10 protein-coding genes are annotated in these 12,407 nt (G+C 47.1%); 7 read left to right on the forward strand and 3 right to left on the reverse strand.

Annotation, left to right across the window (positions count from 1 at the left end; translation table 11 throughout):
* The first annotated feature begins 199 nt into the window (after nt 1–199).
* The gene (locus tag QUW60_RS12175; RefSeq protein WP_289560815.1) at nt 200–1,537 is read left to right on the forward strand and encodes an NAD(P)/FAD-dependent oxidoreductase; all 1,338 of its coding nucleotides are present in this window, start codon (nt 200–202) and stop codon (nt 1,535–1,537) included.
* Between the two features lie 77 nt (nt 1,538–1,614).
* Here QUW60_RS12175 and nadB read toward each other — a convergent pair whose 3' ends face one another.
* A complete protein-coding gene (gene nadB / locus QUW60_RS12180; protein WP_258338943.1) occupies nt 1,615–3,213 on the reverse strand; it encodes an L-aspartate oxidase in 1,599 nt (532 codons plus the stop codon).
* Nucleotides 3,214–3,656: 443 nt separating this feature from the next.
* Between nadB and QUW60_RS12185 the strand changes: the two genes are divergently transcribed.
* From QUW60_RS12185 to QUW60_RS12210, 6 genes are all read left to right on the forward strand, one after another.
* On the forward strand, nt 3,657–4,088 hold the full coding sequence (locus QUW60_RS12185) for a PH domain-containing protein (RefSeq protein WP_258338944.1): 432 nt from the start codon (nt 3,657–3,659) through the stop codon (nt 4,086–4,088).
* 21 nt (nt 4,089–4,109) lie between these two features.
* Nucleotides 4,110–4,502: a hypothetical protein gene (locus QUW60_RS12190; protein WP_258338945.1), complete on the forward strand. Its 393-nt coding sequence runs from the start codon at nt 4,110–4,112 to the stop codon at nt 4,500–4,502.
* Between the two features lie 25 nt (nt 4,503–4,527).
* Nucleotides 4,528–5,871, forward strand: a complete 1,344-nt coding sequence (gene lpdA / locus QUW60_RS12195; protein ID WP_289560818.1) for a dihydrolipoyl dehydrogenase — start codon at nt 4,528–4,530, stop codon at nt 5,869–5,871.
* Between the two features lie 11 nt (nt 5,872–5,882).
* Nucleotides 5,883–7,295 carry a D-alanyl-D-alanine carboxypeptidase/D-alanyl-D-alanine endopeptidase gene (gene dacB / locus QUW60_RS12200; protein WP_289560820.1) on the forward strand — a complete coding sequence of 471 codons (1,413 nt, stop codon included), beginning with the start codon at nt 5,883–5,885 and terminating at the stop codon, nt 7,293–7,295.
* A gap of 212 nt (nt 7,296–7,507) precedes the next feature.
* Nucleotides 7,508–8,302: a gluconate 5-dehydrogenase gene (locus QUW60_RS12205; protein ID WP_258338948.1), complete on the forward strand. Its 795-nt coding sequence runs from the start codon at nt 7,508–7,510 to the stop codon at nt 8,300–8,302.
* Nucleotides 8,303–8,399: 97 nt separating this feature from the next.
* Nucleotides 8,400–9,635: a BT3233 family polysaccharide utilization protein gene (locus QUW60_RS12210; RefSeq protein ID WP_289560822.1), complete on the forward strand. Its 1,236-nt coding sequence runs from the start codon at nt 8,400–8,402 to the stop codon at nt 9,633–9,635.
* Between the two features lie 129 nt (nt 9,636–9,764).
* On the opposite strand, the gene pafA is transcribed toward QUW60_RS12210, so the two are convergent.
* Nucleotides 9,765–11,405, reverse strand: coding sequence for an alkaline phosphatase PafA (pafA, locus tag QUW60_RS12215; protein ID WP_289560824.1), 1,641 nt, complete (start codon nt 11,403–11,405; stop codon nt 9,765–9,767).
* A gap of 373 nt (nt 11,406–11,778) precedes the next feature.
* Nucleotides 11,779–12,333: an RNA polymerase sigma-70 factor gene (locus QUW60_RS12220; protein WP_289560826.1), complete on the reverse strand. Its 555-nt coding sequence runs from the start codon at nt 12,331–12,333 to the stop codon at nt 11,779–11,781.
* Nucleotides 12,334–12,407: the final 74 nt, after the last annotated feature.

The raw sequence follows: 12,407 nt of genomic DNA on the forward strand, positions 1-12,407 counted from the left end.
AGATTTTTGTATAGGTGATTCTGTTGTCCTCTTTTTCAAATTATCAGCTTCAGTTTGCAAAATGGGAGTATGCTATTAAGTTTTTGTTTCAAAGACCCATTTTTTGCCTTTTTTCTTGCTGAAAAGCATAATAAAAATTTTTTTTATACTTGAAACCCCTTAACTTCGCAGTGGAAAATAACACAAAAATAGAATAGGTATGAGTTTTAACATTGCAAAAGAAAGCGGAAAAAAAAGAGTCGTGGTTGTTGGAGGTGGATTTGGTGGTTTGAAGTTGGCAAACGAACTTTCGGGTTCAGATTTTCAGGTAATTTTGGTTGATAAAAACAATTATCATCAATTTCCTCCATTGATTTATCAGGTAGCTTCCGCCGGACTTGAACCTAGTTCGATTTCTTTTCCATTCCGTAAAATTTTCAGCAAGAAGAAAAAAGATGTCTATTTCCGTATGGGTGAAGCACGCTTCATTTATCCTGACCGGAATATTCTTCAGACATCGATAGGTAAAGTTGAATACGATTATTTGATTTTGGCTGCCGGCACTACTTCAAATTTCTTCGGCAACAAGCACATCGAGGAAGAAGCGATTCCGATGAAGACTTTGTCGGAGGCTATGGGACTGCGCAATGCCTTGTTGAGTAACTTTGAGCGTTCTGTCACTTGTGCAACCGAGCAGGAGCGGAGAGAGCTGCTGAACATCGTTGTTGTTGGAGGAGGTGCCACTGGTGTAGAAATTGCCGGAGCATTGGCCGAAATGAAGCACTACGTCCTTCCAAAGGATTATCCGGATATGGATAATAATCTTCTTCAGATTTATTTGATAGAAGCCACGGATAGATTGTTGTCGGGAATGTCGATGGACTCCTCCAGAAAAGCAGCAGAGTTTCTTCAGGAAATGGGAGTGAATGTCTGCTTAGGAAAGAAAGTGCTCGACTATCAGGATCATGAAGTTTTGCTGGAAGACGGAACTTCCGTACCTACCCGTACATTTATTTGGGTGAGCGGCGTGCGCGCCAATAGCATAGGCAATATTCCTGAAACTTCAATAGGGAGAGGCGGACGAATTAAAGTAGATGCCTTCAATCGGGTTGAAGGCTTGCCCAACGTATTTTGCATAGGAGATCAGTGTATAATGCTGAACGGTGATTCTGAATACCCTAACGGGCATCCTCAGCTTGCTCAGGTGGCTATCCAGCAGGGAAAACTGCTTGCGGATAATTTGAAGCGTATGGAAGCCGGGCAAGAATTGAAGCCGTTCCGCTATCGTAATCTTGGTTCAATGGCTACGGTGGGACGCAATAAGGCGGTGGCCGAATTCAGCAAGGTAAAGACACAAGGCTGGTTTGCCTGGTTCTTGTGGCTGGTTGTTCATTTACGTTCTATCTTGGGAGTCAGAAACAAAATCAATGTACTGCTCAATTGGATGTGGAGCTATCTGACATACGACCGTTCATTCCGTTTGATTGTGTATGCCCGGAAGGCAAAAGAAGTTGTTGAACGGGAAAAGCGTGAAGCGGAAGTCCACTGGGGAGAATAACGTGTGCTGTGCAAAAAACGATTGACAACGACAAAGGCGCAGACGGAATTATTTTTTCGTCTGCGCCTTTGTCGTTGTCAGAGTGATTTTTCCGCTTTTTCCTCACGGCTTATATGGTGCGGATAATCGATCGTGTAGTGAAGGCCGCGGCTCTCCTTGCGTTCCATGGCCTGGCGGGTAATCAGATAGCCCACGTTGATCATGTTGCGCAGTTCGCAGATTTCTCGCGAAGCCTTTACACGTTTAAACAGGCGTTCCGTTTCTTCATAGAGGATATCCAGACGGTTCCAGGCCCTTACCAGGCGGAGATTGCTCCGCACGATGCCCACATACGATTCCATGATCTGATTGACTTCTTTCATGCTCTGAGTGATAAGGATGCGTTCTTCGTTATTCATCGTTCCGTCTGCATTCCATTCCGGAATGTCTTCGTTGAAGTCATATCTGTCCAGTACGCTCAGCGCGTGTTTTGCTGCGGAGTCGGCATAAACGATAGCCTCGATCAGAGAGTTTGAGGCGAGGCGGTTTCCTCCGTGCAGACCTGTGCAAGAGCATTCTCCGAGCGCATACAGCCGTTTGATGCTTGACTGCCCGTCGAGGTCAACCTTGATTCCTCCGCACAGATAGTGGGCTGCGGGAGCTACAGGAATATAGTCTTTCGTGATATCTATTCCCAGACTGAGGCATTTTTTATAGATGTTCGGGAAATGTTTCTTTGTTTCCTCCGGATCTTTGTGAGTGACATCAAGATATACGTGGTCTTCTCCCCTTTGCTTCATTTCGCTGTCGATGGCGCGTGCCACGATATCTCTCGGCGCCAGCGACAGCCGGGGATCATATTTCTGCATGAACTCTTCGCCTGCCAGGTTGCGGAGCACGGCCCCGTATCCTCTCATTGCCTCGGTGATCAGGAAGCTGGGGCGGTCGCCCGGATGGTAAAGGGCGGTGGGATGGAATTGGATGAATTCCATGTCTTTCACCATGCCTTTGGCACGGTATACCATGGCGATTCCGTCGCCGGTGGCTACCAGCGGGTTGGTCGTATGGTTGTAAACAGCCTCGCACCCTCCGGTTGCCATAACCGTTACTTTCGACAAGAAAGTGTCTACCTCGCCGGTTGCTTCGTTCAGCACGTATGCGCCGTAGCATTTGATTCCCGGCGTGTGGCGGGTGACGATGATTCCGAGATGATGCTGGGTGATGATTTCTACGGCATAGAAATTGGTGAATACCGTGATGTTAGGATGCCGTTTTACTTCTTCTATCAGGCTTGTCTGTATTTCGGCTCCTGTATTGTCTTTGTGATGGAGAATGCGGAATTCAGAATGTCCCCCTTCCTTGTGCAGGTCAAACTCTCCGTTTTCTTTTTTATCGAAATTAACGCCCCATTTGATCAGCTCCTCTATTTGTGCAGGGGCGTTCCGCACCACTTTCTCAACCGCCGCCGGGTCGCTTATCCAGTCGCCTGCCACCATCGTGTCGTGGATATGTTTTTCAAAATTGTCTACTTTCAGGTTGGTTACCGAAGCGATCCCCCCTTGGGCAAAGTAAGTGTTAGCTTCTTCAAGTCCGGCCTTGCAGATTAAAGCGACCGAACCTTTGTGTGCCACTTTCAACGCAAAACTCATTCCGGCTATGCCCGAGCCGATAACGAGAAAATCAAACTTTCGTATCATAGTGTAGTATATTTGAGGCAAAAGTATAAAAAAGTTGGTGGTTTTGTTCGCCTCTGCCGTTTTTTTAGACGGCAGCGATAAAAAAAATGAATGCCATGCGGCATGAGAACCTTTCCAGTCAGAAAAGGGGGTTGCGCTTGTTTTCGGACAAAACGCAGGAAAGGCTTCTGGAATGTTTTTCTTCAGTCTGGAGATATGCATCTTTAGGCTGAATTCATATATCTCCAGTCTGGAGATATACATCTCTATCTTAGAGATAAAGAATCTCACGGCAAATAGTTTGTTTTTACCGCTTTTCCACTGTTTTTCATGAACTTCCTTCTGTTTCTTTTCTGTTTTTAGACCGGGAGGACAGGTACTTTCATGTTTTAAAATAAGTAAAGAAGCATACTGAGATTTTTATTTTTCGATGAGATTTTCTTATCTTCACAGAAAAAAAGAAGATGGCAGGAACACGAACTTTTCATTCGAAAGTAGGATGGGTATATTGGGGAGTGATTGCGATATTTGCGGCTTTCCTGTTTTTCGGTTTTTGGGACCGCAGTTGGGTTGCCATTCTTGTGTGTGTGGCGTTTGAGGTCTGGCTTATTGACGAAATGGTTCATACGAGGTACGTGATAACGGAAGAAGGTTTTCTTGTCATCGAATCGGGACGATTCTTCAAGCCCGTGGCGATAGAGATATTGCAGATTGCGGAAGTGAAGAAGTCGAAATCGCTCATTTCTTCTCCCGCGCTTTCAACAGACCGTCTGAAAATCGTGTATCGGAAGAAGTCGTTCAAATCCAGCGTGTTGGTATCTCCGAAAAGCAAGGAAGAGTTTGTCAGATGCCTGCTGAAACGGAATGGAGAGATTCAGACCGATGTTTTGACTTGAAATTTATCTAATGCGAATGATATGGTAAAAGTATTCAAAATCCGAAGAACTCCCTTCAAGGTTTGGCTGGGAGTGATTATATTGGTTGTAGCCATTGTTCTGATGGCTGTTCATACAGAAAATTACTGGAATTTGTTTCCGCTCATATTGCCTGTCCTGCTGGTCGTTGACGAACAGATGACCCGCATATTGGTTCAGGAAAACGGAGACATCTGGCTGAAGCGCGGATTCAGCGGCAGCATCAAGGCCTATGGAGTTGTGCGCATTGTCCGCAGAAAAGGCACTTTGTTGAAGGGGCGGGTAACCGTTTATTATACCAAAGGCTTTGTGAATTTTGATCCCGCCGACCTTACCGAGTTTCTCCGCTGCGCGAGGGAGCGCAATCCCCACGCTATTTACAGCGAGGAAGTCTGATTGTTTCACTGTAAAAAAATGTTGTATGGATTTTCAGTTGGCTATTATTGGAGGAGGTCCTGCCGGTTATACGGCGGCAGAACGTGCCGGAGAAAAAGGTATCAGTGTTGTTCTTTTTGAAAAGAGCAGTCTTGGCGGCGTCTGTCTGAACGAGGGATGCATTCCGACAAAAACATTGCTCTATTCTGCCAAAGTGTTTGATACGGTGCGCAACGCCTCAAAATACGCGGTTGCCGCAGGGCAGCATGAGGTGAATCTGCCCAAAGTTATCAGCCGCAAGGCAAAGGTGGTGCGCAAGCTGGTTCTGGGAATAAAGTCCAGGCTTGCGGAACGGCATGTTGAGATTGTGACCGGTGAAGCCCGGATTATAGATAAAAATACGGTTGAGTGCAATGGAGAGATCTACCGTTGCCAATCGATGATTCTTGCCACGGGAAGCGAAACGGTAGTCCCTCCTATACCCGGAATCGAATCGGTGGCATATTGGACACACAGAGATGCGCTTGAATGCAAGGAACTTCCCCAGTCGCTTGTCATTGTGGGCGGTGGAGTTATAGGCATGGAGTTTGCATCTTTCTTCAACAGCCTGGGAGTGCAGGTGACCGTTGTGGAGATGATGGACGAGATTCTGCGGGGCATTGACCGCGAGATTGCGGAAATGTTGCGGGCGGACTATGCCAAACGAGGAGTCCGTTTCCTGTTACAGGCAAAAGTAACCGGATTGCAGGCTGACGAATCGGGAAATATGACAGTGAGCTACGAAAGTCAGGAAGGCGAAGGAGCTGTTTCGGCTCAGAAAATGCTTCTGAGTGTAGGTCGCCGTCCGGTAACGAAAGGTTTTGGACTGGAGGCGCTGGGACTGGAACTGACGGAGCGCGGAAGAATCAAGGTGGATTCGCATATGGAAACATCCGTGGCGGGCGTGTATGCTTGCGGTGACCTGAACGGAGTGTCTTTGCTGGCACATACGGCCGTGCGCGAAGCCGAGGTGGCTGTTCGCCATATCATGGGCGAAAGCGATGCCATGAGCTATCGGGCCATACCTTCGGTTGTGTATACCAATCCGGAAGTTGCTTCGGTTGGAAAGGATGAAGAAACCTTGCGGGCGGAAGGAGTCGCATACCGCGCGATAAAGCTCCCGATGGCTTATTCTGGCCGGTTTGTTGCAGAAAACGAGGGTGTAAACGGCGTTTGCAAGGTGCTGGTTGACGAGGAAGACCGTCTGCTTGGCCTGCACATGCTGGGCAATCCGTCTTCCGAACTGATTGTATTGGCAGGCATGATGATCGAAGACGGGCGCAGGCTTTCGGAGCTGAAGCGTTATGTGTTTCCCCATCCTACCGTCGGTGAAATATTCAGGGAATTGTAACAGGGCGGAATATGAAGCGATTTTTTTTGGTTGCGCTCTGGTTTTGCATCGGTTGTGCGGCATACGCTTATGGATTTCCGGGCGGAAAGCTGGACACGCTGATTCAAACGTCTTCTTTTCTGAAAACTTCCGAGGTGGGGCTGATTGTATATGATTTGACGGACAACCGGGAACTTTACAGCTATCAGGCAGACAAGCTGTACCGTCCGGCTTCGATCGAGAAGGTCATCACCGCAGTCACGGCATTGTCAGCCCTTGGAAAGAACTATGAGTTTCAGACGCGTCTGGCTTATACCGGTTCGGTAAAGTCCGGCGTGCTTGACGGTGATCTTTATGTAATTGGCGGCTTTGATCCTGAGTTTATGGAACAGGATATGGAGCTTCTGTCGCAGGCCGTGAAAGACGCAGGGATACAATCTGTCCGCGGCAGGCTGATAGGGGATGTGTCGATGATGGATTCCATCTATTGGGGCACCGGATGGGCGTGGGATGATACGCCGGAGCCTTTCCAGCCTTATCTTTCTCCGCTGATGCTGAACAGAGGTTGTGTCAGCATTACGGTCACTCCGACGGTGAAGGGAGATACCGCTGCCGTGAAAATTGTTCCGGAGTCAGACTTCTATCAGGTAGAGAACCGTTCGGTGAGCTACCAGCCTGCGGCCGGGAAACTGTCTATCAATCGCAACTGGCTTGATAACGGAAATGTGATAGAGGTGTCCGGCTGCGTTTCGGCTCCGAGAGGAAGACAGATAAACGTATTCGACCCGAAGTCGTTTTTCATGCAGACGTTCTGTTATCAGCTTCAGAAAAAGGGGATAACAGTTCCGTGCGACAGCATAGGCTACGAGGAAGCGCCGGAGGATATGCATTTGGTCTACACTTGCAGGCGGCCGCTGGAAATCGTATTGCGGAGAGCTCTGAAGAAAAGCGATAACCTGTGTGCGGAAGCGCTGTTCCGGCATCTGGGATTGAAGAACGGCAAAACGGAATCCCATTTGGGCTTTGAAGAAAGCCAGCAGGTTGTCAACCGTTTCATGCGGAATGCCATCGGATTTTCGCCGGACAACTACAAGATTGTGGACGGAAGCGGCGTGTCGATGTATAATTACGTGTCGCCGGAACTGGTTCTTGCCTATCTGAATTATGCTTACAGGCATTCCGAGTTTTTCGACATGTTTTATGACGGCCTGCCGATAGCCGGAATGGACGGTACCTTGCGCTACCGCATGGGGCGGGGAAGTACATTCCGCAACGTACATGCAAAAACAGGTACGGTGACAGGAGTATGTTCGCTGGCCGGCTATGTGACTGCCAAGAACGGCCATTTGCTGTCGTTTGTCATTATCAATCAGAATGTGCTGAAGTCAAGGCTTGCGCGGAAGTTTCAGGATGAGGTTTGTGAGCTTCTTTCGGAGTTTGATTGAGTGTCCGCCTCTTTTTGAACGTATATATTGAGAGATGAAAGTGAAAAGTTTTGAACTTTGACACTTTTTTATAGATTTTCTGAACAAATATATACAGTTAAAGTCCATAACTTTCGTAACTTTGTGAGTGAATATAAAAATTGATAACAACAGGTCTGAAGTTGCCAATCTTTTTGGAAAGGCAGCAGAAGAACTTAAATTTTTAATTAACTATGGTAAACTTTTCACTTGAAGGTAAGGTAGCGCTGGTAACCGGTGCATCTTACGGAATCGGTTTTGCTATCGCAACCGCTTTTGCACAGGCTGGTGCAACAATCGTGTTTAACGACATCAAACAGGAGCTGGTTGACAAAGGTTTGGCTGCCTATAAGGAAAAAGGCATCAACGCACACGGCTATGTATGCGATGTGACAAACGAAGCTGCTGTAAACGCTCTTGTTGCACAAGTAGAAAAAGAAGTGGGTGTCATCGACATTCTGGTAAACAACGCCGGTATCATCAAGCGTATCCCGATGTGCGACATGACAGCAGAACAGTTCCGTCAGGTTATTGACGTAGACTTGAACGCTCCGTTCATCGTTTCTAAAGCTGTAATTCCGGGAATGATCAAGAAAGGTCACGGAAAGATTATCAACATTTGCTCTATGATGAGTGAACTGGGACGCGAAACAGTTTCTGCATACGCAGCCGCTAAGGGTGGTCTGAAGATGCTGACTCGCAACATCGCTTCTGAATACGGCGAATACAACATCCAGTGTAACGGTATCGGCCCGGGCTATATCGCTACGCCGCAGACTGCTCCGTTGCGCGAACGTCAGCCGGACGGCTCTCGTCATCCGTTTGATGCATTCATCGTTGCCAAGACTCCGGCTGCCCGCTGGGGAACTCCTGAAGATTTGATGGGTCCTGCCGTATTCCTGGCTTCTGACGCATCAGACTTCGTTAACGGTCATGTATTGTATGTAGACGGCGGTATCTTGGCCTATATCGGCAAGCAGCCCCAATAATCGTCCGGCCGTATAATTTATTAAATAAAGGTGATGGATACAAAAGCTATTTGTGATTCATCACCTTTTTAATTTTCATCTGAAAAACAGGTTTATTATGAAAAAGACTCTTTTTGTGGCAGCCGCTTGCGCTGTCGGTCTGTGCGGATGCAGCGACTCTCAGTCTGTTACGGTAAGCATTACAAATCCGCTCGGCATGAACCGTTCGGGAGAAATGGTGGAAGTGCCTGTTGAACAGGTATTCAAAAAACTGAATCTGCCTGACACGGCACAGGTGGTTGTTTATGACAGCAAGGCACAGGAAGTTCCTTATCAGCTTACTTACGATGACAAGATTATTTTCCCTGTAGCTGTGGATGCCAATGCAACCGTCGACTATACAATCCAGAAAGGCACTCCTTCTATTGTAAATACGCTTGTATACGGACGTCAGTATCCGGAACGTCTGGATGATATCGCCTGGGAAAACGACCGTGCCGCTTACCGCGCCTACGGACCGGCTTTGCAGCGGACAGGAGAAAAGGCGTACGGATACGATGTCTTCACCAAGAGCGTAGAAGAGCTTGTGGTTGAAGACCGATACAAGATGGAACTTGACTCTGCTTCGCGCGCAAAGATTGCAGAACTGAGAAAGGCGGGCAAGAAGGAGGAAGCTCAGAATTTGCAGAACAGCATTTCGTATCACATTGACCACGGCAACGGCATGGACTGCTATGCAGTAGGTCCGACATTGGGCGGAGGCACTTCGGCTTTGCTGGCTGACTCAGCTATCGTTTATCCGTATTGCTACAAGGATTATGAAATCCTTGACAACGGGCCTCTGCGCTTTACGGTGAAGCTGACGTTCAATCCGCTGACCGTAAAGAATGACACGAATGTTGTTGAAACCCGTATCATTCAGCTTGACAAAGGTTCGCAGCTGAACAAAACAACTGTTTCTTACGCCAACTTGAGTCAGCCTGCTCCGGTTGCAGGCGGTCTGGTAATTCATGCAGCCAGTCCGGAAGCATATACTTATAGCGCAGAAGACGGCTACATTGCCTATGCTGATCCGACAACAAACGCCAAGGCCGACAACGGCACAGTATATGTAGGTGCTGTATTCCCGGCTCCGCTTGCAGAAGCCAAGGTGCAGCTGTTTGAAAAGCCGGTGGGAGATGCGCTCGGCCATGTGCTTGGCATCACCAACTATGAGCCGAACAGCGACTTTGTATATTACTGGGGATCTGGATGGAGCAAGTATGGGTTTGAAAAGGCTGAAGACTGGAATAATTACCTGAAAACTTATGCGGCTGAAGTGCGCAGTCCGCTGGTTGTTACAGTGAAGGACTAAGGATGGCTGCACTCTAGCCGGAAGACAGGATGCTGAATGGGATTTCGGCGTGCAAACTATAAACGGCGAAGTTGCTTTTATAAGCAGCATCGCCGTGTTTGTGTAAGAGCCTGTGGAAGCTTCTTTTCGTTATTCGATTACATCGGTTATTGCATTTCCGATGCATCCGTTCGGCATCTGTATACGGAGAAGCGCACATACCGTTGGAGCGATGTCTGTCATGTGTACGGGACGCATGGTGTTTCCCGGTTGGATATTCCATCCCATAAAGATCAAGGGAATATGCGCGTCATAAGGATTCCATACGCCATGCTGTGTGCCTCCGGTTTCAGAAGGGGAGCCGATTTCATAATATCCCGGCTGCATGATCAGCTGGATATCGCCGCTGCGGAGCCGGTTGTAGCCGTTTATGGCACGTTCGCGCACGATAGCCGGAAGTGTGGCTTCACTCAAGTTTTCCATATCTGCTACATAGGCAAATTCTTTGAAGTTCTTCAAAAAGGAAATGCTGGCGTCTTTGATTTTCTGCAAGTCCAGGCCGGCAGACGCAATCTTTTCTTTATCGAAAAATACCTGATAGTTCAGGATATTTCTTACTGGTTGGAAATCTGTTTTAAAAGACTTTTGCAGATGGTCGTTGAGGACTTTCTTCGTTTCCGGGCATACCCACCCGTCTGCCGGAATCTGATGTGCTTTCATGAATGTGAAGTTGTGTGCGGCGGCATGGTCTGCCGTAAGGAACAGCAGGTAATTTCCTTTTCCTACCGTTTCGTCCAAGGTCCTGAAAAAGTCGGCCAAATCTTTATCAAGCCTCAGATAGGTGTCTTCGGTTTCAACGGCATACGTTCCGAACTGATGGCCCACATAGTCCGTTGAAGAGAAACTGACGGTGAGCATGTCTGTCGCATTGCCTTGTCCCAGCTTTTCTTCTTTCAGCGCAGCTTTGGCCATTTCCATGGTAAGCGTATTGCCGTAAGGAGTGACGCGGATAACTCCATATCCGGACTTTTTGAACATTGGGGCCGTTTTCATGGGAAGAGTCGGTTTGCCGCTTTTTTCGGAAGGTGTTTCAAACGGAGTGTCGTCTGCCGTACTCTCAGCATAAGTTTCAATGGGATACAGCGTGTTCCAGTTTTGTTCCAGCATTTTCTTTGCAAGATCCTGTCTGTTGAATTCATTTACCCATTCAGGCAAGGTTTTCATGTAATAAGAGCTGCTGATGAATTTTCCGGTTGCATCGTCAAACCAGTAGGCTGCATTGGGTGTATGTCCGGCCGGAAGAATAGAGGCCCGGTCTTTCAATGCTACTCCGATAACTTTCGACCTGAAGTTCGTTGCGAGTTTCAGCTCATCTCCTATAGTGGTAACAAGCAGGTTGCGAGGGGACATTTTTCCCGCAGGACTGTCACTTCCTACACCGGTTACTTCTGCATCATCGGTACAGTAAACCTCTTTGCCGTCTTTGTAAAAATTGTTGCCTGCTATCCCGTGAATCGAAGGTACGGATCCTGTATATACGGAAGAGTGTCCGATTGCTGTTACGGTGGGGATATAGTCCAGCATCGTATTGTCGCAACTGAATCCTTCATTCATCAGCCGTTTGAATCCTCCTTCAGTGAAACGCGGATAGAAACGGTAGAGATAGTCCCACCGCATCTGGTCGACTACGATTCCCACCACCAGTTTGGGGCGGCTTACTTCATTTGTTTGGGCTTTCAGTCCTGTTCCTGCACATAAGAAAGCCAGAAAAGCGATAATCAGTTTTTTCATCTTTATTGCATGTAATGTTTTTGTCTGCAAAAAAAAGGCTTTTCTGTTACATGCTTGTTACAATGGCATGTCGGGACTTTTTCTTAGGAAGAAGCCCCGCAACATTGGACACAACGCAAGGATTCGGCCTGGCTCTATTTCTTTATTGGGTGCTGTATCGGATTTGTTCAGCGGAATTCAAGTGCTTTTTTGTTGATTTTTATGTCATATAACATATTTTTTGAATGGAATGTTTGCAGATAACCCAAAAGTCCGTATCTTTGCAATGTGTTTTTCATAGTATTAGATTTTAAGGTTAACAAAGGTTGGAGTACAGCGGTACTCCTTTTTTTATGTCTTGCTGTTTGCTTCTGCTGAAGAACACTTTATGGAATCAATCCATGAGCATGAGGAAAATGGCATATAGGCGCAGATTTTTGCGCAAGAATTTCAAGGCTTCTCCCATATGGCGTTCTACTGTCTTTATTGAGATCTGCAGCTTTTGGGCTATTTCTTGATAGGTGAGCTGGTGTTCGCGGCTCAGGCGGAACACTTCCTGCTGACGAGGGGGGAGCTGTTCTATGATTGAATTTATATATGCATGCAGATCAGCCGCATCTAACTCTTCATCGATATTGTATGACTGTTCCATGGCTTCGATTATGGTTGTCTGATAGAACTGGTGGTTGAATGATTGTCTGGAGCTGTTGAAGATCAGATTGCGGGTGATGATGAAGAGGTATCCGTCTAGACTTCCGCTTTCGTTCAGTTCCTTGCGGTGTTCCCACAATTTGATGAATACTTCTTGAATGATTTCCTCGGCACTATCCGTATCTATAATGTATAATCTTGTGAAGTGATTCACTTTGGGCCAATAGCTTTTGTATAGGAAAGAAAATGCTTTCTCATCGCTGTTTTTCAGTCTTTTTATCGCTTCCTGTTCGTCCATTCTTCGGATAGTTATATGCGAATTTAACCTAATAATTTTGTTTAAACAAGAAAAAAATATTTTTTCTCCTTTTT

The sequence above is a fragment of the Bacteroides gallinaceum genome (genome assembly GCF_030373775.1).
GTDB lineage: Bacteria > Bacteroidota > Bacteroidia > Bacteroidales > Bacteroidaceae > Phocaeicola > Phocaeicola excrementipullorum.

Coding starts and splice junctions, on each gene's coding strand:
- QUW60_RS12175 (WP_289560815.1), top strand. CDS start 200: ATGAGTTTTAACATTGCAAAAGAAAGCGGAAAAAAAAGAGTCGTGGTT.
- nadB (WP_258338943.1), bottom strand. CDS start 3,213: ATGATACGAAAGTTTGATTTTCTCGTTATCGGCTCGGGCATAGCCGGA.
- QUW60_RS12185 (WP_258338944.1), top strand. CDS start 3,657: ATGGCAGGAACACGAACTTTTCATTCGAAAGTAGGATGGGTATATTGG.
- QUW60_RS12190 (WP_258338945.1), top strand. CDS start 4,110: ATGGTAAAAGTATTCAAAATCCGAAGAACTCCCTTCAAGGTTTGGCTG.
- lpdA (WP_289560818.1), top strand. CDS start 4,528: ATGGATTTTCAGTTGGCTATTATTGGAGGAGGTCCTGCCGGTTATACG.
- dacB (WP_289560820.1), top strand. CDS start 5,883: ATGAAGCGATTTTTTTTGGTTGCGCTCTGGTTTTGCATCGGTTGTGCG.
- QUW60_RS12205 (WP_258338948.1), top strand. CDS start 7,508: ATGGTAAACTTTTCACTTGAAGGTAAGGTAGCGCTGGTAACCGGTGCA.
- QUW60_RS12210 (WP_289560822.1), top strand. CDS start 8,400: ATGAAAAAGACTCTTTTTGTGGCAGCCGCTTGCGCTGTCGGTCTGTGC.
- pafA (WP_289560824.1), bottom strand. CDS start 11,405: ATGAAAAAACTGATTATCGCTTTTCTGGCTTTCTTATGTGCAGGAACA.
- QUW60_RS12220 (WP_289560826.1), bottom strand. CDS start 12,333: ATGGACGAACAGGAAGCGATAAAAAGACTGAAAAACAGCGATGAGAAA.